20 protein-coding genes are annotated in these 22,013 nt (G+C 74.3%); 9 read left to right on the forward strand and 11 right to left on the reverse strand.

Features of this window, described 5'->3' with window-relative positions; all coding sequences use genetic code 11:
- Positions 1-61 precede the first annotated feature (61 nt).
- Entirely contained in the window at positions 62-508 is a 447-nt protein-coding gene (locus KMS84_RS06345) for an SPW repeat protein (RefSeq protein ID WP_256915065.1), read from the forward strand.
- Positions 509-713: 205 nt separating this feature from the next.
- A complete protein-coding gene (locus KMS84_RS06350) occupies positions 714-977 on the forward strand; it encodes a GlsB/YeaQ/YmgE family stress response membrane protein (protein WP_256915066.1) in 264 nt (87 codons plus the stop codon).
- A 106-nt stretch (positions 978-1,083) separates the two neighbouring features.
- Here KMS84_RS06350 and KMS84_RS06355 read toward each other — a convergent pair whose 3' ends face one another.
- Together KMS84_RS06355 and KMS84_RS06360 are read right to left on the reverse strand one after the other, a co-directional pair.
- Positions 1,084-1,866: a GNAT family N-acetyltransferase gene (locus KMS84_RS06355; RefSeq protein WP_256915067.1), complete on the reverse strand. Its 783-nt coding sequence runs from the start codon at positions 1,864-1,866 to the stop codon at positions 1,084-1,086.
- Positions 1,867-2,027: 161 nt separating this feature from the next.
- Complete coding sequence (locus tag KMS84_RS06360; RefSeq protein ID WP_256915068.1) at positions 2,028-2,753, reverse strand: chaplin family protein; 726 nt, start codon at positions 2,751-2,753, stop codon at positions 2,028-2,030.
- Positions 2,754-3,029: 276 nt separating this feature from the next.
- Between KMS84_RS06360 and KMS84_RS06365 the strand changes: the two genes are divergently transcribed.
- Both KMS84_RS06365 and KMS84_RS06370 read left to right on the forward strand, forming a co-directional pair.
- Entirely contained in the window at positions 3,030-4,646 is a 1,617-nt protein-coding gene (locus KMS84_RS06365; RefSeq protein ID WP_256915069.1) for an alpha/beta hydrolase, read from the forward strand.
- Complete coding sequence (locus KMS84_RS06370) at positions 4,647-6,125, forward strand: glutamate synthase-related protein (protein ID WP_256915070.1); 1,479 nt, start codon at positions 4,647-4,649, stop codon at positions 6,123-6,125.
- 55 nt (positions 6,126-6,180) lie between these two features.
- On the opposite strand, the gene KMS84_RS06375 is transcribed toward KMS84_RS06370, so the two are convergent.
- Positions 6,181-6,987 (reverse strand): alpha/beta fold hydrolase, encoded by an 807-nt coding sequence (locus tag KMS84_RS06375; RefSeq protein WP_256915071.1) that lies wholly within the window; start codon positions 6,985-6,987, stop codon positions 6,181-6,183.
- Positions 6,988-7,173: 186 nt separating this feature from the next.
- Between KMS84_RS06375 and KMS84_RS06380 the strand changes: the two genes are divergently transcribed.
- Positions 7,174-8,268 carry a baeRF3 domain-containing protein gene (locus KMS84_RS06380; RefSeq protein WP_256915072.1) on the forward strand — a complete coding sequence of 365 codons (1,095 nt, stop codon included), beginning with the start codon at positions 7,174-7,176 and terminating at the stop codon, positions 8,266-8,268.
- 72 nt (positions 8,269-8,340) lie between these two features.
- Positions 8,341-9,366 carry a Gfo/Idh/MocA family protein gene (locus tag KMS84_RS06385; protein ID WP_256915073.1) on the forward strand — a complete coding sequence of 342 codons (1,026 nt, stop codon included), beginning with the start codon at positions 8,341-8,343 and terminating at the stop codon, positions 9,364-9,366.
- 13 nt (positions 9,367-9,379) lie between these two features.
- Here the strand turns inward: KMS84_RS06385 and KMS84_RS06390 are convergent, their stop codons facing one another.
- On the reverse strand, positions 9,380-9,793 hold the full coding sequence (locus KMS84_RS06390) for an SsgA family sporulation/cell division regulator (RefSeq protein WP_256915074.1): 414 nt from the start codon (positions 9,791-9,793) through the stop codon (positions 9,380-9,382).
- Between the two features lie 372 nt (positions 9,794-10,165).
- Between KMS84_RS06390 and KMS84_RS06395 the strand changes: the two genes are divergently transcribed.
- Positions 10,166-11,563, forward strand: a complete 1,398-nt coding sequence (locus KMS84_RS06395) for a PP2C family protein-serine/threonine phosphatase (protein ID WP_256915075.1) — start codon at positions 10,166-10,168, stop codon at positions 11,561-11,563.
- 45 nt (positions 11,564-11,608) lie between these two features.
- Here the strand turns inward: KMS84_RS06395 and KMS84_RS06400 are convergent, their stop codons facing one another.
- Positions 11,609-13,111, reverse strand: coding sequence for a DNA-binding protein NsdB (locus tag KMS84_RS06400; RefSeq protein WP_256915076.1), 1,503 nt, complete (start codon positions 13,109-13,111; stop codon positions 11,609-11,611).
- Positions 13,112-13,343: 232 nt separating this feature from the next.
- Here KMS84_RS06400 and KMS84_RS06405 point away from each other — a divergent pair, with 232 nt between their 5' ends.
- The gene (locus KMS84_RS06405; protein WP_256915077.1) at positions 13,344-14,474 is read left to right on the forward strand and encodes an aminoglycoside phosphotransferase family protein; all 1,131 of its coding nucleotides are present in this window, start codon (positions 13,344-13,346) and stop codon (positions 14,472-14,474) included.
- 184 nt (positions 14,475-14,658) lie between these two features.
- Positions 14,659-16,638 (forward strand): N-acetylmuramoyl-L-alanine amidase, encoded by a 1,980-nt coding sequence (locus KMS84_RS06410; RefSeq protein ID WP_256915078.1) that lies wholly within the window; start codon positions 14,659-14,661, stop codon positions 16,636-16,638.
- Between the two features lie 85 nt (positions 16,639-16,723).
- Here the strand turns inward: KMS84_RS06410 and KMS84_RS06415 are convergent, their stop codons facing one another.
- From KMS84_RS06415 to KMS84_RS06440, 6 genes are all read right to left on the reverse strand, one after another.
- Complete coding sequence (locus KMS84_RS06415; RefSeq protein WP_062646030.1) at positions 16,724-17,221, reverse strand: hypothetical protein; 498 nt, start codon at positions 17,219-17,221, stop codon at positions 16,724-16,726.
- Positions 17,222-17,509: 288 nt separating this feature from the next.
- Positions 17,510-17,752, reverse strand: coding sequence for a DUF397 domain-containing protein (locus tag KMS84_RS06420; RefSeq protein ID WP_256915079.1), 243 nt, complete (start codon positions 17,750-17,752; stop codon positions 17,510-17,512).
- Positions 17,753-17,836: 84 nt separating this feature from the next.
- On the reverse strand, positions 17,837-19,003 hold the full coding sequence (locus KMS84_RS06425; RefSeq protein WP_256915080.1) for a thiolase family protein: 1,167 nt from the start codon (positions 19,001-19,003) through the stop codon (positions 17,837-17,839).
- The gene (locus KMS84_RS06430; protein ID WP_256915081.1) at positions 19,000-20,070 is read right to left on the reverse strand and encodes a thiolase family protein; all 1,071 of its coding nucleotides are present in this window, start codon (positions 20,068-20,070) and stop codon (positions 19,000-19,002) included. Before KMS84_RS06430 ends, KMS84_RS06425 begins: the two co-directional genes overlap by 4 nt.
- Complete coding sequence (locus KMS84_RS06435; RefSeq protein WP_256915082.1) at positions 20,067-21,011, reverse strand: Zn-ribbon domain-containing OB-fold protein; 945 nt, start codon at positions 21,009-21,011, stop codon at positions 20,067-20,069. The genes KMS84_RS06430 and KMS84_RS06435 overlap by 4 nt, the downstream gene beginning before the upstream one ends.
- A gap of 148 nt (positions 21,012-21,159) precedes the next feature.
- A complete protein-coding gene (locus KMS84_RS06440) occupies positions 21,160-21,960 on the reverse strand; it encodes a crotonase/enoyl-CoA hydratase family protein (protein WP_256915083.1) in 801 nt (266 codons plus the stop codon).
- Positions 21,961-22,013 lie beyond the last annotated feature (53 nt).

Genomic DNA, 22,013 nt, shown 5'->3' on the forward strand with positions numbered 1-22,013 from the left:
CGCGGCACCTACCGCACACCGCACCGAAGCGGTCGGCCTTGAGAGTCAAAGGAGACGGATCATGGCCAACGTCTCGCCCACCAGAGGCGACATGTCGACGCACCCCGACGTTCACGAGATGCAGGCGCGCTACGCCCGCATGCTCGGCGGGCGTGACGTGGCACTCGTGGACGGACCGGTGTTCCTGCTCGGTCTGTACTGCGCCGTGTCCCCCTGGGTCCTGCACTACACCGCCGGCCAGCCCGCCCTCGTCACCCACAACCTGATCGTCGGCATCGCGATCGCCCTGCTGGGCCTCGGCTTCACGGCGGCTCCCGCCCGGATGTACGGCCTGAGCTGGGCCATGTGCGCGGCGGGCATCTGGATGATCGTCGCACCGTGGGTGGTCGGCGACAGCCCGGACACCGGCGTCGCGGTCAACAACATCGTCATCGGCGCGCTGGCCCTGCTCCTCGGGCTGATGTGCATCGCCACGGCGACGCGGAGCACCCGCACGCCCACCCCGTAGTCCCTTCCCGCACCCGGGAGCACGGCCGGGCCGACCCGCGGATCCGGGTCGCCCCGGCCGTCACACGTCACCCGGCCCGCACCCGTCACTCGCCCTCGCGACGGCCTGTCCGGCGGCCGGACGGATCGCGGCGCGGCGGACTGTCCCACCGCCGCGTGGGCAGACATCGGTCGACGGGCTCTCACGGAGAAGCGGAGGGGCGGAGATGGAGATCGACGGCATCATCAGTGCCATCCTCATCGGCATCGTCATCGGTGTGCTCGGGCGCCTCGTCGTCCCGGGACGCCAGCGCATCGGCGTGCTGTGGACGATCGTGGTCGGCATCGTGGCGGCGCTCATCGGCTCCGTGCTGGCCGCGGGCCTCGGAGTGGCGGACACCGACGGCGTCGACTGGATCGAGTGGCTCATCCAGATCGGACTGGCCGCGGTGGGCGTCGCGGCGCTGGACCGCGCCAGGTCGCGCCGCTGACACCGACGCGGCGGGCCGCGCACGGCGGTCGGCCCTGCTCGACGACGGGACCCCCGGTCGCCGAAAGGTCGTCGCCATCCGTGCGTCGACCTCGGAGGGCCGGGGGTCAGGGCGTGTAGACGTACGGGGTGGTCGTGGTGAGCGCGGCGAAGCCGAGGCGTCCCAGAATGGGGCGGCTCTGGTCGAGGGCGTCGACCTGGAGGTACCGGTAGCCGCGCTCGGCGGCGATGCGGGCGCGGTGGGCGATCAGCGCACGGTAGACGCCACGGCCGCGCCAGCCCTCGACGGTGCCGCCGCCCCACAGACCGGCGAAGCGGGTGCCCGGGACGAGTTCCATCCGCGCCGAGCTCACCGGCTCGTCCCCGGCCAGCGCCACGAGGGCGACGAACTGCTCGGCGTCGGAGTCGGCGGCGAGCCGGGCGAGCAGGAGGTCGCGCAGCCAGGAGCCGTCACGGCCGAAGGCCTTCTCGTTGGCCTCCACCATGAGCTCGACGCCCGCCCGGTCCGTGACCGGGACGATGCGCACGCCCTCGGGCGGGGTGACGTCGCCGACCTGGTCCCGCGTCTCGCCGACCATCAGGGTCTCCTCCTGATCGGCCGCGAACCCGGCCGCCGTCAGCCGCTGCCCGAGGTCCGCCGGGCGGTCGTGCCCGTACAGCTTCCACTCGAACTCGTGGCCCAGGCCGCCGAAATAGGCGATCTGCTCGGCGATGACCGCGTCGGCGTCGGCCGCGTCCGGGTCGGACCACAGGACGCCGCTCCAGCCACCGTCGCCGCCCACGTGCCGGACCACGCCCCCGGCCCTCTCGACCCGGGCGTCGGAGCTCTCGGGCCGCGCGCCTTCGCGCATCTCCCGGTCGTACAGGGCGAGTACCGCGGTGTGATCCATGCGCCCACTCCAGCACCCGTGTCCGCCCGCGCACAACGTGTTTGACGCGGCGGCGCCCTCCGCCGCGATGCCGTACGGCGCGGGCCGGGCCGTCGGCACGGACTCGTCGGCCGCGGGCCCACGCCCGACGACACCCGCGGTGCGTCCGCCTGCCGGGCCGCTCAGCGCTCGGTGCGCGGGCGGAACCTCCGGTACAGCAGGGCTCCGCCGAGCATCAGGGCGGTGCTGCCGGCGAGGGCGGGGACGGCGGCGTCGGCCCCCGTGCGGGCGAGCGAGGCGACCGGCGCCACGGCCCGGGACGCGAGCGCCGGGGGCACGGCCCGCGGGCCCGGGTGCCGCAACTGCGACGGCGGGTCGTGCCGGACCGGCGGCCGCGACGCGGGCTCGGCGGGCTGCGCGGGCTCCTCGCCGGAGGCGTTGACGGACTCGTTGCCGAAGGCCGGGTCGGCGACGCCGACGACGTCGACGCTGTTGCCGCTGACGTTCACCGGCAGATGCGCCGGCAGCTCGATCCCGTCGCCGGAGACGACGCCCGGCGAGCCCGCCGCGACGCCGTGCGCCGTCGCGCCACCCCCCGAGGAGGCCCGGTGCCCGCCGTGCGCGGCGGAGCCGCCGGACGGGGCCCGGTGCGCGCCGTGCGCGGCCGCCCCCGCGTCGGCGCAGGTGGTGCCCGCGGCGGGGTTCAGCACGCCCACCACGTTCACGGTGTTGCCGCACAGATCGACCGGGAGGTGCACGGGCAGCTGCACGCCGTTGCCGGAGATCAGCCCGGGCGAGCCGACCGCGGAGCCGTCGGCCGCGGAGTCGGCGTGGGCGGGCAGTGTCACGGCCATCGCGCCGGAGACGGCGGCGAGGGCCAGCACTTCGGTTCGGGTAACCCGCCTCATGGGGTCCCTGCCTTCCAGACATGAGTCGCGAGCACTCGCCCGCACCGGACAGAACGCGGGCGGACCGTCCGGGTCATGCCTGATCGTCCGTTCACCCGCTCGGACGGCACGCCCGTCGAACAGGTGTCGAACCCCGCCCTGCGGCCGCGCACGGCGCGCCGGCCCCGCGAGCCGCGCGGACCGGGCGGGCCGCCCGGAGGCGGGTCGCGGGGCCGCCGCTTATCGTGAGCGAGGACGCCGTCCCCCGGACCGCTGCGGGCGTCCCTGGAGGCATTGATGCTGGCCAAGCTGTCTACGCGGCCCGGGTTGCGACGCTGTGCGCTCGCCGCCACCGCCGCACTGACCCTGCTCGGTGCGGGCCTGCCGACGATCACCGCCCACGGCGACGCGGACGCGGACGACCGCCTCGACCTGTCCCGGTTCCACGGTCAGAAGATCGCCTGGTCGGCGTGCAGGGGCGAGGGCATGCCCAAGGACCTGCAGTGCGCCAAGGTGACCGTGCCGCTCGACTACGCCCACCCCGACGGGGCCACGCTCGACCTCGCGATCGCCCGGTACCGGGCCACCGGCCACAAGCGCGGCTCCGTGGTGCTCGACTTCGGCGGCCCCGGCGGTGCGGGAGTCCCCGAACTCGCCCACAGCGGCAAGGAGTTCATGGATCTCACCGACGGCTACGACGTGGTCGCCTTCGACCCCCGGGGCGTCGGCCGCTCGTCCCCCGTGAGCTGCGGGAACGGGCAGCAGAGCGCACTGAGCGCGCTCGACGACGACACGGCCCTGGCCGATCCGCAGACCCTGCTGCCCCGGCTGAAGAAGGCCGCCGCCGTCTGCGCCGAGCACTCCGGGCCGGTGCTGCCGCACATCGGCACGGTGAACGCGGCACGGGACATGGACGTGCTGCGCCAGGCGCTCGGCGACAAGAAGCTCAACTACCTGGGCTTCTCGTACGGCAGCCGGCTCGGCGCGGTCTACGCCGCCCGGTTTCCCGACAAGGTGGGCCGCATGGTCCTCGACGGCGTGGACACGCTGACCGAGCCGCTCACCGAGCAGGGCATCGCGGGCGCGCGGGGGCAGCAGGTGGCGCTGGACGACTTCGTCGGCTGGTGCGCGAAGGACATCGCCTGTCCCCTCGGGCAGGATCCGCGCACGGCCCGCGAGGACGTCGTGCGGCTGGTCCGCTCGCTCGACGAGGATCCGCTGCCGACGGACTTCGGCGCCGACTTCACCGGCCAGGACCTGGTCGGGGCCCTCGGACAGGGCCTGTACAGCAAGGAGTTGTGGCCGCTGCTGGAGCGGGCGCTGGCCCAGCTGGTCGAAGGCGGCGACGCCGGCGGCGTCCTGGGCTTCGCCGGCGGCGGCATCGCGCTTCCGCTCCCCTTCCCGCTGCGGTCACCGGGCGCGGGGCCCTCGCCCGGCGCGCTCGTCGACGCCGAGGACGTCCCCCCGGACAACCTGCCCGCCGCGCTCATGGCGATCAACTGCGCGGACGACCCCGACCGTCCGGACGCCCGCCGGATCACCGCCGACCTCGCGCGCCTGCGGGCCGCCTACGACAAGGCGTCGCCCGTGTTCGGCCGCTACCGGCTGGCGGAGGTCCTGATGTGCTACGGCCGCCCCAGGGGCACGGACTTCATCCGCGACGAGGTGAAGGACCTGCGCACGCCGAAGATGCTCCTGGTCGGCACGCGCGGCGACCCGGCGACGCCGTACCGCTGGACCGTGGAGACGGCGAAGCGGCTCGGGCCGTCGGCCGTGGTGCTCGACAACCGGAGCGAGGGGCACACCGGGTACGGGTCGTCCAAGTGCGTGCACCGCAAGGTCGACGACTTCCTGCTGTACGGCTCCCTGCCGCCCAGCGGCAGTTCGTGCGGCCCCGACGAGGACGCCGGCTGAGTGGGCCGGCCGGGGCCGTGGCCGCTCGTCGCCCTGTCCGCCGCCCTCTCGGCGTCCGCGGCGTTCCTCGTGAGCGCCCGGTGGTGGTGGGCGGCCGCCCCGGCGCTGGCGCTGACCTGCGCGGGCGTCGGTGACCTCCTGTGGCGGCGCCGCTCCGCGCGGCGCGGCCACCCGTCGGCCGGACGTCTCGGACGCCCCGCCGGGTGGCCTCCCCCGGGAGCCGTGCGCGAGCCGCGGCCCGACGCGTGGGAGGAGCCGGAGTTCCTGGTGCCGTCGCTGTGGCCGGTCGAGGCGGCGCAGGAGCCGCCGGTGGTGCGGGTGGGCGGCCCCGACTGCTCGCAGCCCTACGACATGGCCCTGCTGAACGTGTCGGCGATGAGTTTCGGGGCGCTGTCGGGGCGGGCGGTCCTCGCCCTCAACCGGGGGGCCGCGCTGGGGCGTTTCGCGCAGGACACCGGGGAGGGCGGACTGTCGGAGCACCATCTGCGCGGCGGCGGCGACCTCGTCTGGGAGCTCGGCACGGGGTACTTCGGCTGCCGTGCCGACGACGGCGGCCTCGACTGGCGGGAGTTCGCGGACAAGGCGGCGCTGCCCGAGGTGAGGTGCGTGTCGCTGAAGCTGTCGCAGGGGGCGGCGCCCGGCACGGGGGCGGTGCTGCCCGCGGTGAAGGTGAGCGCCGAGATCGCGCGGGAGCGCGGGGTGCCGCGGGGCGTGGACGTGGTGTCGCCGCCCTCCCACCGGATGTTCTCCACACCGCGTGAACTGGTGCTGTTCGTGGCCCGGTTGCGCGAGGCGGCGGGCGGCAAGCCGGTCGGGCTCAAGCTGTGCGTGGGGGCCCGGTCGGAGTTCCTCGCCCTGTGCAGGGCGATGCTGGCGGAGGGCGTGGCGCCCGACTTCGTGGTGGTCGACGGAGCGGAGGGCGGCACGGGCGCGCCGCCCCCGGCATCCGCGGGGCGGCTCGGCATGCCGCTCACCCAGGGGCTCGTCACCGTGCACAACGCGCTGACGGGCGTCGGACTGCGGGACCGGATCCGGATCGGCGCGAGCGGCCGGGTGGCCACCGGCCGGGACGTGGTCACGCGCCTGATCCAGGGCGCCGACTACACGAACGCGGCCCGCGCGATGATGCTCGCCGTCGGCTGTGTGCGGGCCGGCCGCTGCCACACCGGCGGCTGCCCGTCCGGCGTGGCCACGCAGGACCCGCTGCGCGCCCGCGCGCTGCACGTGGCCCGCCGGGCCCGGCAGGTCGAGCGCTACCAGCGCGAGACGGTGCGCGACGCCGTGCGGATCATGGCGGCGATGGGCGTGCGCGAGCCGGGCGGACTCACGCCCGCGCACCTGGTCCGCCGGGTCGCCCCCGGCGTGGAACGCTCGTACGCCGACCTCCACGAGTGGCTGGCGCCGGGCGAGCTGCTCGCGGGTCCGCCCCCGTCGTGGGAGGCGGACTGGAAGGCGGCGGACCCGGACGGCTTCGACTGACGGTCCGCCCGCGCGCCCGGCCGTGCCCTCGACGCCGCGTCGGTGACGGGGGTCCTCAGGACCCGTCGGTGACGGCGGCCGTCACGCCCTTGTCGGTGACGAAGGCGTCGATCGCGGCCGTCAGCTCGGCCGGCTTCTCCACGGGGAGTTCGTGACCGGCGTCGATGATGCGGACGACGGCGTCCGGATAGGCCATCGCCATCCGCAGCATCTGCCGTACGGGGAGCTGGATGTCGTGGTAGCCGTGGATCATCAGGGTCGGGGCCTGGATCTCCTTGACCCGGTCGAGGACGTCGAAGGCGCGCATCGCGCCGTAGAGCGTCATGACCACCTCGCGCGGGGTGCCGGCGGAGGACTTCACGTAGGCGCGGATCTCGTCCTTGGGGTGGCCGGGGGCGAAGGCGCGCTGGATGTTGGCGGCGACGAACATCTTGAAGGGGACCAGCGTGGAGGCGCCCATCAGCAGGCCCCTGCCCCGGCTGTAGGTCATCCGGGCGATGGAGTTCACCAGCACCATGCGCTCCACGCGCTCGGGGTGGGAGAGGGCGACGGTCTGCGCGATCATGCCGCCCATCGAGTGGCCCACGAGCACGCAGCGCCGCACGTCGAGATGGTCGAGGAGGGCGAGGAGGTCGCCCGCCAGTTCCGCGACCGTCCGCACGCCCGCGCCGCCGCTCTCGCCGTGACCGCGCAGGTCGAGCCGGATCACCCGCCGGTGCGCGGCGAAGTGCGCCATCTGGTGGTCCCAGCGGCGCCGGTCGGCCGTCCAGCCGTGCACGAACACCAGGGGCACGCCGCCGCCGTCGCGCGGGCCCTCGTCGTCGTACGTCAGGGCTGCGCCGTCGACCTCGAGCTGCGGCATGGTGCCTCCTGCGATGCGGTTCCGGTTACTGACGCGTACGGTAACCGGCGGCCCGGCCCCGCGTCACCGGCCGGAGGCGGCGAATTCGCGACGGCGGCGGGAGATTCGCGCCCCTCGCACCCATGGCACACATATGCCGATCTTGCCCCAAATGCCCCCTACGCGAATCCGCCCTATCGTGCTCGTATGGAGTACGCACTCAGCCCCGCGACCCTCTCCGAACTACGCCGCCCGCGCCCCTATCCGGCGGTGTCCGTGCTGACCCCGACCCACCGGCGCGAACCCGGGAGCGCCCAGGACCGCGTCCGGCTGCGCAACGTCGTGGCCGAGGCGAAGAAGCAGCTGGAGCACGACCCGGCGGTCACCCGCGAGCGGCGCGCCGACGTCGCCGGCCGGCTGGACCGTGCGCTGGCCGAGATCGACCTGGCGCACAGCGAGGACGGCCTGATCATCTACGCGGCCCCCGGCGAGCACCAGGTGTGGTCCCTGGCCCGGCCCGTGCCCGAACGCGTGGTCTTCTCCGACACGTTCCTGACCCGCAACCTGGTCTCCGCACAGGCCGCCGACCGCCCGTTCCGGGTGCTGTCGGTGTCCGCCGACCGCGTCACGCTGTGGAACGGCGGCGTCGACCGGGTCGCCGAGGCGCGGGGCGGCGGGTTCCCGATGACCAGGAGCCGGGAGAACTTCGACGCCGAGCGTCGGCAGCGGATCGGCGACCAGCCCAGCACCTTCCGCGACGAGGACACCCGGCACTTCCTGCGGGACGCCGAGGCCGCCGTCGCCAGGCTCCAACGCGAGGATCCGCAGCCGCTGTACGTCACGGGCGAGCCCGCGGCGCTGGCCCTTCTCGACGCCCAGGGCCCGGCCGTCCGCGACGCGGTGCACCTCCCGCACGGCGGGCTCTCCCACGGCACGCCCGAGGCGGTGTGGCAGGCGGTGCGTCCCGTGCTCGACGAGCGGTCCCGCAGGGACGCCGAGGCCGTCGCCGCCGAACTCGACTCCGCCCGGGGGCACCGGACGTTCGCGGCCGGCGTCGACGAGCTGTGGCAGAGCGCGCGGGAGGGCCGGGTCCGGCTGCTCGCCGTCGAGGAGAACTACCGCGTCACGGTCCGCGACGACGGCGAGCACCTCGTCCCCGCCGTGAGCGGCGACCTCGACGCCCGCGAGGACATCGTGGACGAGATCGTCGAGCAGTGTCTGGAGACCGGCGCCGAGGTGCGCTTCCTCCCCGACGGCGCCCTGGGCGCGGCGGACGGCCTCGCCGGCGTGCTGCGCTACTGACCGGGCCCCTGCGGTCCTCTTCCCCGGCGGCGTACGCTACGGCGTGATCGTCGACCGGGGAGGGGATCACGCGTGGCCGACCTGCTGGGCGTCGCCGTGCTGGGCGCCGGACACATGGGCGCCGACCATGTGCGCCGTCTCGACGGCGTGGTGAGCGGAGCCAGGGTCGCGGCCGTGGCGGATCCGGACGCCGCGCGCGCGAAGGAGGCCGTCGCCGGGATCGACGGGGCGACGGTCCACACGGACCCGGAGGCCGCGCTCGACGCGCCCGGCGTCGAGGCCGTGCTGATCGCCTCGCCGGGCCCCGCGCACGAGGACGCCCTGCTCGCCGCCTTCGCCCGGGGCCTGCCGGTGCTGTGCGAGAAGCCGATGGTGCCGGACTCGGCCGGGGCGCTGCGGGTGATGGAGGCGGAGCTGCGGCACGGACGACGGCTGGCGCAGGTCGGGTTCATGCGGCGCTACGACGCCGAGTACCGCAGGCTCAAGGCGCTGCTGGACGACGGCCGCCTGGGCCGGCCCCTGATGCTGCACTGCGTGCACCGCAACGTCTCCTCGCCGCCGGGCTTCACCAGCGCGATGCTGATCGACAGCTCGGTGTCGCACGAGATCGACGCGGCCCGCTGGCTGCTCGGTCAGGAGCTGACCGCGGTCACGGTGGTGCGCCCCCGCGTCTCCGCGGGCGCCCCGCAGGGCGTGCAGGACCCGCAGTTCGTGCTCTTCGAGACCGAGGGCGGCGCCCTGGTCGACGTCGAGGTCTTCGTCAACTGCGGCTTCGGCTACCAGGTGCGCTGCGAGGCCGTGTGCGAGGCGGGCGCCGCGCGCGTCGGCGACGACCACGGCCCGCTGGTCACGGCACGGGGCTCCGCCGGCACGGACGTGCCCCGGGACTATCTGGTGCGGTTCGCGGACGCTTACGACCGCGAGGTGCAGGCCTGGGTCGACGCAACCCGGCGTGGCGAGGTCACCGGCCCTACCGTCTGGGACGGTTACGCGGCCTCCGCCGTCGCCGAGGCCGGGGTCGGCGCGCTGGAGAGCGGCACGCGCACCGTCGTCGAACTCGCCCCGCGCCCGGGCCTGTACGCCGGAACCGGCCGCTGACGCCGGACGGGCCTCAGACGTTGCCGAGGAGGACCTCCAGCCCCCGGTCGACCGCGGCTGTCACGTCCTCCCGCCCCGGCGCGACGACCGCATAACTGCGCAGCAGGAAACGGCGCAGGGCGCCGGTGTCGAACTGGAGCAGGGCCATTCCGAGCGGGGAGTGGAACTCCATCACCGTGAGACTCGGGCCGCAGGGCCAGATGTGCACGTCTCCGGTCCCGGCCGGGCCGTCCACTCCCTGTTCCAGCAGGCCGCGGCCGAACGTCCAGGTGACCGGCTCGCCCTCCAGGGCGACCTCCGAGGGGAAGTCGACGTGCACGGCGAAGGGGTCGGCGCAGTCGTAGCGGAGCGTGGCGGGCACCGGCAGCTCCTGGTCCTCCGCGGTGATCAGCCGGGCGTGGACGGCCTGTTCCAGAGTGATGTCCATGCATGTACGACCTCGTGGAGGCCGTTCGCATTACGGGAAAGCGCGGTCCAATTATTGTGACCTGCATCACACCCATGCAATAGTGGAGCACAGAGCCGCGGAGCCATGGAACACAGGGTCGTCGAACACACGAATGACGGTCTTCCCTGCATACCCACCCGTCCCTCAAGTCACGTACGTCTCATACGACTTGAGCCTGCCCCGAGCCGACCGGAGGGCGCCCCGCCACACCGTCCGGGAGACTCTGGCATATGCCAGAAGCACCACCGAATCGGGTGTTGCCGAAGCCCTTACACGTCGTCGCGCGCTGTGCAACAGTCGTGACGGCCGATGTGTCAGCCCCCGTCGAACCGTCCCGTATCGGAGTGCGTCATGCCGCCCCATGTCTTCGCGGACCGCTCAGCCGCCCAGCCGCCAGGACGCGGCTCGGTGGACGCGCTGATCTCGCAGACGCGGCGGCTCAAGGGCGACATGGACGCCGCCCGGCTGGGCGCACCGGCCGACCGGACCGACCCCCGGGGCCGCTGGCAACGGGCGCTCTACGAGCTCGCACGCCACCAACTCGACGATCTCGACGCGCACCTGGCCCAGTTACGGGACGGCCCCCCGCCGACGCCGAGCGACCCGGTCGCGCCCGCCGCCCCGGAGGCCGAGCGGCGCGCGTCGCTCCTGAGCCGGGTCGGCAGCGCCGAATGGAACCTGCTCACGGACGAGGCCCTCTGGTCCGAGGAGCTCTACGGCATCCTCGGCCGCGACCCCGCCGCCCCCGCCCTCACCCTCGACGAACTGCCCTCGCTCGTCCTGGAGGAGGACCGCCCGAAGCTGACCGCCATGGTCACCGACTGCCTGGTGGACTCCCGTCCCATCGACGGCGAGTTCCGGGTCGTCCACCCGGACGGCGGCCCGCGCACCGTGCACATGATGGGCGAGCCCGTGCTCGACGCCGAGGGCGGCACCGCCTCGATGTGGGCCGTGCTGCGCGACGTCAGCGAACTGCGCCGCAGCCAGCGGGAGGTGCGCGAGAGCCATGACTCGCTCCAGCGCGGGCAACACCGCGCGCAGGCCGAACACCGGCTCACGACCGAACTGCGGGAGGCCGTCCTGCCGTCGTGGCGCGGCCCCCTGAGCCTGCCGGGCCGCGGCCCCGGATCCCTGGATCTCGCCGCCCGCCGTCTGCCCGCCGCGACGGCCTCGCTGATCGGCGGCGACTGGTACGACGCCCTCGAACTGCCCGACGGCCCCACGCTGCTCGGGCTCGGCGATCTCACCGGGCAGGGGCCGGCCGTCACCTCCCACATCGCCATGATGCTGGGGGCCCTGCGGGGCATGGCCATGGCCGGCACCGGGCCGGGACAACTGCTGACCTGGCTTAACCAGTTGCTGGACGCCACCGTCCAGCCCGCCCTGGGCAGCGCCCTGTGCTGCCGCTACCGTCCGGACACCCGCACCCTGACCTGGGCACAGGCCGGGCACCCCGCCCCCCTGCTGTTCCGGGCCGGGACGGGACGCCGGCTGCACGCGCCGCAGGGCGTCCTCCTCGGAGCCTCCGCGCACGCCGTCTACGGGCAGGCCGAGGAGACCCTCGAAGTGGGCGACGTGCTGGTGCTGCACACCGAGGGGCCGGCGCCCGGCGACCGCCTGCTCGGCCTCGCCCCCCGCCTGAACGAGGCGCGCACCGCACAGGACTGCCTGCGCACGGTCGTCGAGGAGTGCGGCGGGACGGGACGCGACCACGACGCCTGCGTGCTCGTCGGCCGCGTCGCCCGCTGACCGTCGCGGCCGTCGGCCGGAACGCGACGGCCGACGCCGTCGCGCTCACGCCCGGGCGTCGTCGCCGGGCCGCGCCCCCTTCTGTTTCGGCAGCGCCAGCCGGATCTCCTCGCGCAGTTCTCCGATCCGGGGGGAGTCGGCGTACTGGGCGGTGAGCCGGTACATCTGGCTCAGCCGGTCCCAGGTGCGCCGGGAGGAGTTCGACCCCATCGACATCAGGGCCAACCGCGCGAACCGGTCCGCCTGTTCGGGATCGTTGGCGATGAAGCAGGCGGACGCCATGGACAGATGGTCGAAGATCTTCGACCGCTCGCGGCCGTCGACGCGCAGCGCGAGGGCTTTCTGGGCGTAGTACTGGGCGTGCGCGGCCGCCTGCGGCTCGAACTCGGCCAGCGTGCGGTACGCCAGCGCCTGCATGCCGTACAGGTCCTCGTCCTTGAAGGTCTGCATCCAGGACGGCGGGGCGCCCTCGTCCCGGTCGGAGACGAAGAGGTCCTCCGCCCGGCCGAGCGTGCGGCGCATGGCCTGCCCCTTGCCCATCGCCGCCTGCGCCCAGGCCTCGATGGTGTGGAACATCGCCCGGGTACGGGGCAGCACCCCGTCGCCGGAGCCGGACTGCGCCAGCTTCATGAGGTCCAGCGCGTCGTCGGGCCGCCCGAGATGGACCATCTGACGGGCCGCCCGGGACAGCGCCTCGCCGGCGCGCGGCCGGTCGCCGCCCTCGCGCGCGGCATGGGCGGCGATGACGAAGTACTTCTGGGCCGTCGGCTCCAGACCGACGTCGTGCGACATCCAGCCCGCGAGGACCGCGAGGTTGGCCGCGACGCCCCACAGACGTCGCTGGAGATGGGCGGGGTGGCGGTAGGAGAGGATGCCGCCCACCTCGTTGAGCTGTCCCACGACGGCCTTGCGCTGCAAGCCGCCGCCGCGGGCGGCGTCCCAGGCCCGGAACACCTCGACCGAGAGCTCCAGCTCGTCGACCTCCTCGGTTCCGATGGGAGCGGCCTCGTAGCGGTCGAACCCGGCCTGGTCTGCGTGGTGGAGGAGGGGGTGGTCGATGACAGGAGCGTCGGCGGAGAGCGTGGGGTCGGTGTGCAGCCACTCGTACATGGCGCCGCTGAGTGCTGATCCCGTGGCGAGCGCGGCGCCCGCGCCCACCAAGCCGCGTCGGTTGAGCATGAGGTCCATTCCCGTGAATTCGGTGAGGACCGCGGCAGTCCGTTCGGGCGCCCACGGCATGCCGTCGGGATGTTGCTCACTCCCGCCGCCCGGCCGATTCCCGGTACGCCCGTGCCGGACCAGACCGAGGTCCTCGATGGTCACGACACGGCCGAGACGCTCGGTGAACAGAGCCGCCAGCACCCGCGGCACCGGATCGCGCGGGATCTCTCCCGTGTCGATCCATCGCCGCACCCGGGAGGTGTCGGTCGACAGCTGGGGGTGGCCCATGGCCGCCGCCTGCCGGTTGACCAGCCTCGCGAGTTCGCCCTTGGACCAGCCGGCCAGGCCGAACAGGTCCGCCAGGCGGGTGTTGGGTTGTCCGCTCACGTCAAGCCCCCAGGTTCTCGGCTGAGTTGACAGTAGCCCCGGGAAAGTTGCCGGGCGACTATTCGCCAGGGTTCGCCAGGGTTCGCCAGATGGTGTGCCACTGGGCGACGGGTGTCAGGTAGGAATGCGCCACCCCGACCCGGTCGCCGAGGGGCATTCCCCAGGGTGTACCCGTGAGGGCCGGTCGGGGCAGCGCACTGACGTCCGGCACACGAAGGGATCTGTTTCTCCCATGTACGCAGCATCGTCCTCCGTGTCCGCCCCGCCCCGGTCGCTGCACACCCGCCCGGGCGGCGGCGGCCCCTACCTGGACCCCGCACGGTCGGCGGGCCCCGCGCTCGGCGCGGGTCCGGTCCGGCGCCCCGCGGGGCTCGGCACGCAGCCGCTCAGCGGCAGACTCGACCTGTCCGGCCCCCAGGGGGCCCAACTGCGCACGGCCATCGCCGCGGTGCACCGGATCTGCCCGGAGTTCGCCCCGGTCCAGGTACTGCGCCGCAGCGGCCGCTCGGTGCTCCTGGTCGGCACGACGGGACGCAGCACGGCCGTCGCCAAGTGCTTACTGGACCACTCCCCCGCATGGGCGGAGCGCATCCGGCACGAAATAGCCGCGTACCGCACGTTCGTCCGGCACCGCCCCCCCGTGCGGGCGCCGAGACTGATCGCGGCGGACCCGGACAACTGCACCCTGGTGATCGAGCGGATGCCGGGGCGGGTGGCGGCGCTCCAGCGGCACCCCACCGAGGCCCCGCCGCGGGCCGACGTCCGCGCGGCGCTCGGCGCGATCTGCCGGCTCAACGCCTGGCGGCCGCCGGCCGGGACGTTCGACGCGCCCCTGGACTACGCGGCCCGCATCTCCCGCTACCACGAGCTCGGTCTGCTCACCGACCGCGACCTGGGCGACCTCCAGAAGCTGCTGCACGGGATCGCCGCGGGCGCGGGGCGGCAGAGCATGGGCCAGTTCTGCCACGGCGACGCCCTCCTGTCGAACATCCTCCTGTCGCCGGCCGGACCGGTGCTGGTGGACTGGGAGCACGCGGGCTGGTACCTGCCGGGCTACGACCTGGCGACGCTGTGGTCGGCGCTGGCCGACGCGCCGGTGGCGCGCCGTCAGATCAGCCAGATCGCCCAGTCGGCGGGGCCGGCCGCGCGGGACGCCTTCCTGGTGAACCTGATGCTGGTGCTGACCCGCGAGATCCGCACCTACGAGACCGCCGTCCAGCGGTCGATGCACGACACGGCCCCGACCGCGGGCCATCCGGGCGCCGCGCCGTCCGGCGAGGAGCAGCGCCTGCTGCTGCGACGGCTGCACGACGACTGCCAACTGGCCCGCCGGGCGGTGCGCGCGGCGGTCGGCACCCGCTGAGGAGACCGAGAGGCCCGTGGCGCGCCGCAATGGCGGCACGCCACGGGCCTCTCCGCGCGCGGGCGGTGTCTTGACGGGGGAAATGACCCTTTTGCGGTCATGATTGACGGGTTGTCGACAAGGCGGAACCACCGGGCCCCGCGGGACCCGTACGCCGCCGCCCGCTCGCCCCCAGGAGACCGAGTTGCGAAAACCCGTCATTCCCCCCGCACCCCGCAGACGTTCCCGTAGAGCCGCAGGCGCCGTCGCGTCGGCGGCTCTGCTGCTCCCGCTGTGCGCGGCGGCCTCCCCCGCCGACGCCGCGGACCCCCGGCCCGCCTCGGCGAACGGCCTCCAGCGTGCCTTCGCCGCCGCGGCCGCCGAGTACCACGTGCCGCAGAGCGTGCTGCTGGGCGTCTCCTACCTCCAGTCCCGCTGGGACGCGCACGCCGGGGCGCCGAGCGTGACCGGCGGCTACGGCCCCATGCACCTCACCGACGCCCGCACGGCGCTCACGACCGGCGCGCAGCGCGGCCGGGACGCCCGGGACCTGCGGGGCGACCCGGACCGGCCGGCCCGGCGGCCGGCGCGGACCCCGCACGTGCGGCTTCCGTCGGACACGGAGCTGCCCGCCCGGCTGAAGACCCTGCCGAGGGCGGCGCGGCTGACGGGACGGAGCGCCGCGGCGCTGCGCACGGACCCCGCGGCCAACATCGCGGGCGGCGCGGCGCTCCTCGCGGCCGCCCAGCGCGCCCTGGGCGAGCCCCTGAGCGCCGACCCGGCGGACTGGTACGGCGCGGTGGCGCGCTTCACGGGCGCGGACGACACCGCGACGGCCGCCGCCTACGCCGACGACGTCTACGAGGTGCTGCGCAGCGGCGAGGAGCGCACCACGGACGCCGGCCAGACGGTCGCGCTGGGCGCGCAGCCGCACCTGGTCCCGCGCACGGCCGCACTGCACCGAGCCGGTCTGCGCACGCTCTCCGCGACGGGCGCCGAATGCCCGACGACGGTGTCCTGCGAGTGGATCCCGGCGCCGCACGAGCGGTTCGGCGACGACGACTACGGCAACCACGACGTGGCCGACCGGCCCGCCGCGCCCTCCATCAGGTACATCGTCGTGCACGACACGGAGGGCGGCTGGGACGGCGTGCTCTCCACCGTCCAGGACCCGACCTACGTGTCCTGGAACTACTCGCTGCGCTCCACCGACGGCCACATCGCCCAGCACGTCAAGGCCAAGGACGTGGCGTGGCACGCGGGCAACTGGTACGTCAACTCCAAGTCGGTCGGCCTGGAGCACGAGGGCTTCCTGGCCCGGCCCGACGCCTGGTTCACCGAGTCCATGTACCGGGCGTCGGCGCGTCTGGTGACGTACCTGGCCGGCAGGTACGGCGTCCCGCTGGACCGGCAGCACATCCTGGGCCACGACAACGTGCCCGGCCCGACCGGTGCGAGCATCCCCGGGATGCACACCGACCCCGGCCCGTTCTGGGACTGGCGGCACTACTTCGAGCTGCTCGGCCGGCCGTTCGAGGCGACGGCCGGCAGCACCGGATCCGTGGTGACGATCCGGCCCGACTACGCCGCCAACCGGCCGTCCTACACGGACTGCGGCGGCCAGGGACTGGCGTGCGCGGCGCACGGTTCCGGCGACGTGCGGCTGTACTCCGACCATGACGAGAAGTCCGCCCTGGTCAAGGACGTCGGAGACGGAGCGGCGCCCACCACGGGCGTGAACGACGTGTCCTCGCGGGCGTCGACCGGCCAGCAGTACGCGGTCGCCGACCGGTGGGGCGACTGGACGGCGATCTGGTACCTCGGCCGCAAGGCCTGGTTCCGCGACCCCGCGGCGCAGCCGGCCGCCGTGCCCACGACGGGCCGGGTGGTCACCCCGAAGGAGGGCCGCGACAGCGTGCCGTTGTACGGCAGGGCCTACCCCGAGGCCGGGGCCTACCCGGCGGGGATCCCGGCGCAGGCGCTCTCGCCGCTGCCGTACACCCTGCCCAAGGGGCAGAAGTACGTCGTCGGCGACGACGTGGCGGGCGAGTACTACTACGCGGTCACCTTCGACGGCGACGCGCACCGGCTGGTCGCCGGCGCCGACCGGTACTACGAGATCCAGTACGGCCACCGGGTGGCGTTCGTGCGCGCGGCGGACGTGACGGCGAGCCCGGCGACGTAGACGGCCCGGTCCGCGCCGCCCCCGCGGTCCGTCCGGTCCACGCGGCCGATGCCGTTCCCTCGGCGCGGCCGGCGTGGAGCGGGCCTCAGCCCTGCTGGAACAGCTCCGCCGGGAGCGGCTTCAGCAGGGCGTACAGGTCGTCGGTGATGGGGCGGTCCCAGGCGGCGATGGTCACCAGGACGTTGTCGCTGCGGTCGAACTGCACACAGGAGATCCGCCCCTCGGAGAGCTTGAGGCGGCGCACGATCAGCAGGTTGTCGCCCTGCATCACCGGCATGTCCTCGGTGCCGACGACGGTCACCTCCTCGTCGTTCTCCAGCGCGAGCAGGAGCTGGGCCACCTCGAAGGGCACCTCGCCCTCCTCGACCTCGCGGGCCGGGGATCCCTCGGGCAGGTTGCCGATGATCATCGCGGGGCCGCGGCCGCCGAAGAGGTCGTAGCGCAGGAAGACGCCCTGGCAGCTGCCGTCGGGCGCGGGCAGGAGACCTGCGCCGAGGTTGCCGGGCCAGTCGCCCGGGTCCATGGCCAGGACGTCGAAGTCGGGCCCGGCGGGCGTGGCGCTGCGGCGGCGGAGGAACGACATGCGGCCATGGTACGTGGCCGGGGCCCTCCGGCGACGCGTGGGCGGGACGCGTCCCGCGGGGCGCGAACCGGTGCGGGCGCCACCGGTCGCGGCACTCCCCCCGGCATGTCGCGGCGCTCTCCCCGGCATCTCGACGCGGCTCCGCACAGGCGTCGCCGCACCCCCGTCCGGCGTCCGGCGGCGTGCGCCCTCGCCGGCCGGGGCCGGCCGTCGGCCGCCGTCGCGGCCGGGGCGTCGCCGCGTGCCTGCGACGGAGTCCGGCCCTGTTCCCGTGGGCGGCCGGCGCGGTCAGGTCAGGTCGAACTCCCCCGCCCGCGCCTCCGACACGAACGCACCCCACTCGGCGGGTGTGAAGATCAGGGAAGGGCTCTGCGGGCTGCCGCTGTTGCGCATCGCGATGAAGCCCTCGACGAAGGCGATCTGGACATCCCCCCGCCCCCGGCTGCTGGACTGCCACTCGGCGGTGCTGAGGTCCAGCTCCGGCTTGTCCCAGCCCGTGAGCGGCTGCTGCTGGATGGTGCTCTCGGCCACGTCCGTGCTCCTCCCGGTTCGTCGTCCGCGGGCCAGCCTAGCGATCGGTCCCGGACGCCGACAGAGCACGCGAGGGGGGACCTTTCAGGACATCGGCGGCCGGTCCCCCACGAGCCACATGGAGAAGAACTGCGAACCGCCGCCGTAGGCGTGGCCCAGCACCCTGCGGGCCCGCTCCAGCTGGTGTTCCCCGGCCTGGCCGCGCACCTGGAGGGCGGCCTCCGCGAAGCGGATCATGCCGGAGGCGCCGATCGGGTTGGTGGACAGCACGCCGCCCGACATGTTGACGGGCAGGTCGCCGTCGAGCTCGGTGACGCCGGCCTCGGTGAGCTTCCAGCCCTCCCCCTCCGCGGCGAAGCCGAGGTTCTCCAGCCACATCGGCTCGTACCAGGAGAAGGGCACGTAGATCTCGGCGGCGTCGATGTCGCGGCGCGGGTCGGCGACGCCGGCCTGCCGGTAGACGTCGGCGGCGCAGTCCTTGCCGGCCTGCGGCGACACGGCGTCCTTGCCGGCGAACAGGGTCGGTTCGCTGCGCATCGCGCCTCCGAGCACCCAGGCGGGCGGCCGGGGCGCGCGGGCGGCTCCGGCCCGGTCGGTGAGCACCATCGCGCAGGCCCCGTCGGAGGAGGGGCAGGTCTCGGAGTAGCGGATGGGGTCCCAGAGCATGGGCGAGGCCTGGACCTTCTCCAGCGTGACGTCGTGCTCGTGGAGGTGGGCGTAGGGGTTCTTCAGCGCGTTGCGGCGGTCCTTGTACGCCACGAGCGAGCCGACGGTGTCGGGGGCGCCGCTGCGCCGCATGTAGGCGCGCACGTGCGGGGCGAAGAAGCCGCCGGCCCCGGCCAGCAGGGGCTGCTGGAAGGGGATGGGCAGGGACAGTCCCCACATGGCGTTGGACTCGGACTGTTTCTCGAAGGCGAGGGTGAGGACCGTGCCGTGGACGCGGGCGGCGACGAGGCCCGTGGCGACCAGCGCGGTGGACCCGCCGACCGAGCCGGCCGTGTGCACCCGGAGCATGGGCTTGCCCACCGCGCCGAGCGCGTCGGCGAGGTACAGCTCGGGCATCATGACGCCCTCGAAGAAGTCGGGTGCCTTGCCGATGACGACGGCGTCGACGTCGGCCCAGGTCAGCTCGGCGTCGTCGAGGGCGCGTCGGGCGGCCTCGCGCACCAGCCCGGCGATCGAGACGTCCCGGCGGGCCGCGACGTGCTTGGTCTGGCCGATCCCGACGACGGCCACGGGCTCCTTGCTCATCGCGGTTCCCCTTCGAGTACGGCGACCAGGTTCTGCTGGAGACACGGGCCGGAGGTGGCGTGGGCGAGGGCGCGGTCGGAGTCGCCCCGGTGGATGCGGGCGGCGGCCTCGCCGATGCGGATCAGGCCGGCGGCCATCATGGGGTTGGCGGCGAGCGCGCCGCCGGACAGGTTCACCCGGACGCTGTCGTCCAGCCGCAGCGCCTTGCGCAGCACGACCTCCTGCGAGCTGAACGGCGCGTGCAGCTCGGCGGTGTCCACGGGCCGGTCGAACGCGCCGGCCCGCTCGGCGGCGAGGCGGGTGGAGGGCGAGTCGGTCAGGTCGCGCACACCGAGCGAGTGGGCCTCGATGCGGTGGTCGACGCCCCGGATCCAGGCGGGGCGGGAGCACAGTTCGCGGGCCCGTTCGCCCGCCGCGAGGACGACGGCGGCGGCTCCGTCGCCGACGGGCGGGCAGTCGCCGGTGCGCAGCGGCCGTACCGCCCAGTCGCCCTGCGGGACGGCGCCGCGCAGCTGGGCGTGGGAGTTGAGGGTGGCGGTGCGCCGGCTGCGGGCGCCGATCGCGGCGAGGCCGGGTTCGTCGGTGTCGCCGGCGTCGATCAGGGCCTGCGCCTGCAATGCGGCCAGCGCGACGGCGTCGGGCCACAGGGGGGCGACGTAGTACGGGTCGAGCTGGCGGGTGAGGACGTCGCGCAGGGAGCCGGGCGAGGACTTGCCGTAGGAGTAGACGAGCGCGGTGTCGGCGTCGCCGGTGAGGAGCTTGGTCCACGCCTCGTACAGGGCCCAGGCGCCGTCCATCTCGACGTGGGACTCGGAGACGGGCGGCCAGGCGCCGACGCCGTCGAGGGCGAGGGTGAAGGAGAAGGCGCGGCCGGCGAGGTAGTCGCTGGAGCCGGAGCAGGTGAAGTCGATGTCGGCGGTCTTCAGGCCGGTCCGGTCCAGGACGCTGTGCAGGACCGGCATGAGCATCTCGACCTCGGAGAGCTCGTCGGTGCTGCGCAGGACGTCGGTCTGGGCGTAGGCCACCACCGCGACGTCGCGGCGGTCCGAGGGTTCCTCGCGGGTCACAGCAGCTCCTTGTAGACGTCGTAGTCCGCGTCCGGTTCGCCGGTGGGCCGGTAGTGGTCGGGGTAACGGGCGCCCTCCGTCCACACCGGCTCGACGCGCAGGCCCATGCGGACCTGGTCGTAGGGGATCCCGCCGATGCGTCCGTGCAGGGCCAGGTCGGCGCCGTCGAGGGCGATGTGGGCGTAGACGTAGGGCACCTCGATGTCGAGGTTCTTCGCCTTGATGTTGACGATGCAGAAGGTGGTGACCGTCCCGCGCGGTCCGACCTCGACCCGCTCGGCGGTGGGGACGCCGCAGGTGGGGCAGGCCCCGCGGGGCGGGACGTACACCTTGCGGCAGGACGGGCAGCGTTCGCCGACCGTGCGCCGGGTGGACAGGGCGGCGATGTAGGCGGACTGCGCGCGGCCGGGCGAGTAGGTGTAGTCGAGACGGGCGGGGGCGACGATGCCGGTGACGGGGTCGTCCGCGAGCGCGCCGGGATCGCCGTCGGCGGGCGCGGGTCCGCCGTCGTCCGGCTCGAAGCAGGCGATGTCGGTGATGGCGCCGACGCGTTCCGCGGCCCAGCGGATCCGCACGCGCATCCCGGTGCGGACGGCGTCGGGGCCGGGGGCGTCGAGGGCGTGCAGGAGGGCGGTGTCGGCGCCGTCGAGGCGGACCAGGACCCAGGCGAACGGGGTGGCGAGGGGCTGCCCGCGGCGGGGGGCGTGGTTCCAGGCCCAGGTGGTGACGGTGCCGGTGGTCGCGACCGGGACGAGGTCGTGGATCTCCTCGGCGGTCACGGGGTCGTACTCCACGGGCGGGACGAGGGTGCGCCCGTCGCCGGTCCGCACGCCGAGGACGACGCGCTCGCGCAGGCCGGTCAGGAACGCGCTCTGCACGGGACCCAGGGACCGGGTGAACGGGAACTCGACGACCAGGGGCGCTTTCAGGACTTCGGGCATCGGGGCTGCCTCCTCGGGGAGCCGACGTCGGGGGGAGCGCCCGGTGACGGGCGCGGGGCGATCAGCTGTGCGGCCGCGGCGCGCGGGCCGGGGCGGCCACGTCGGCCTCGCGGACCGTGACCGGCGTGCACCGCCTGCGCGCCCGCCGTCACGCGCGCCGGTAGCGGGGCGGTCGCTTCTCCGCGAAGGCGCGGGCGCCCTCCTTGGCGTCGGCGGTGTCGAAGACCGGCCAGCCCCGGGCGAGTTCGGCGGCCAGACCGTCGGTCTCGGTGAGTTCGGCCGTCTCGTACACCGACGCCTTGACGGCCTCGACCGCCAGCGGGGCGCAGGAGTTGACGCGTTCGGCGATCTCCAGGGCCTTGTGCAGGGCCGTGCCGTCCGGCACGACGTGTCCGACCAGGCCGATGTCCGCGGCCTCCCGGGCGCTGTAGGGACGCCCGGTGAGGAGCATCTCCAGAGCGTGGGTGCGCGGGATCTGCCGCTGGAGCCGGACGGTGGAGCCGCCGATCGGGAACAGTCCGCGCCTGACCTCGAAGAGGCCGAAGGTCGCGGAATCGCCGGCGACGCGGATGTCGGTGCCCTGGAGCATCTCGGTGCCGCCCGCGACGCAGTACCCCTCGACGGCGGCGATCACCGGCTTGCGCGGGCGGTGGTGGCGGAGCATGGCCTTCCAGTGCAGGTCCGGGTCGGCCTTGAGCCGGTCGCGGTACTGCTCGCCCTGCATGCCCTCGCCGGCCAGGGCCTTGAGGTCCATGCCGGCGCAGAAGGAACCGCCCGCGCCGGTGAGGACGACCGAGCGGACCGAGTCGTCCTCGTCGGCCTCCTGCCAGCCGTCGTACAGGCCGACGAGCATGGCGAGCGAGAGCGCGTTCTTGGCCTGCGGCCTGTTGAGCGTGAGCACGAGCGTGGCGCCTTCGCGCCGCACGGTGAGGTGTTCGGTACCGCCCATCGCACATCTCCCCTCGGAAAGAACGAGAACAGGTTGCAGTAGGCGTGATGGCA

This window comes from Streptomyces hilarionis (assembly GCF_024539675.1).
Lineage (GTDB): Bacteria > Actinomycetota > Actinomycetes > Streptomycetales > Streptomycetaceae > Streptomyces > Streptomyces hilarionis.

Coding starts and splice junctions, on each gene's coding strand:
- KMS84_RS06355 (WP_256915067.1), bottom strand. CDS start 1,866: ATGGATCACACCGCGGTACTCGCCCTGTACGACCGGGAGATGCGCGAA.
- KMS84_RS06435 (WP_256915082.1), bottom strand. CDS start 21,011: ATGCCCGAAGTCCTGAAAGCGCCCCTGGTCGTCGAGTTCCCGTTCACC.
- KMS84_RS06395 (WP_256915075.1), top strand. CDS start 10,166: ATGCCGCCCCATGTCTTCGCGGACCGCTCAGCCGCCCAGCCGCCAGGA.
- KMS84_RS06365 (WP_256915069.1), top strand. CDS start 3,030: ATGCTGGCCAAGCTGTCTACGCGGCCCGGGTTGCGACGCTGTGCGCTC.
- KMS84_RS06380 (WP_256915072.1), top strand. CDS start 7,174: ATGGAGTACGCACTCAGCCCCGCGACCCTCTCCGAACTACGCCGCCCG.
- KMS84_RS06345 (WP_256915065.1), top strand. CDS start 62: ATGGCCAACGTCTCGCCCACCAGAGGCGACATGTCGACGCACCCCGAC.
- KMS84_RS06440 (WP_256915083.1), bottom strand. CDS start 21,960: ATGGGCGGTACCGAACACCTCACCGTGCGGCGCGAAGGCGCCACGCTC.
- KMS84_RS06360 (WP_256915068.1), bottom strand. CDS start 2,753: ATGAGGCGGGTTACCCGAACCGAAGTGCTGGCCCTCGCCGCCGTCTCC.
- KMS84_RS06390 (WP_256915074.1), bottom strand. CDS start 9,793: ATGGACATCACTCTGGAACAGGCCGTCCACGCCCGGCTGATCACCGCG.
- KMS84_RS06425 (WP_256915080.1), bottom strand. CDS start 19,003: ATGAGCAAGGAGCCCGTGGCCGTCGTCGGGATCGGCCAGACCAAGCAC.
- KMS84_RS06415 (WP_062646030.1), bottom strand. CDS start 17,221: ATGTCGTTCCTCCGCCGCCGCAGCGCCACGCCCGCCGGGCCCGACTTC.
- KMS84_RS06375 (WP_256915071.1), bottom strand. CDS start 6,987: ATGCCGCAGCTCGAGGTCGACGGCGCAGCCCTGACGTACGACGACGAG.
- KMS84_RS06350 (WP_256915066.1), top strand. CDS start 714: ATGGAGATCGACGGCATCATCAGTGCCATCCTCATCGGCATCGTCATC.
- KMS84_RS06405 (WP_256915077.1), top strand. CDS start 13,344: ATGTACGCAGCATCGTCCTCCGTGTCCGCCCCGCCCCGGTCGCTGCAC.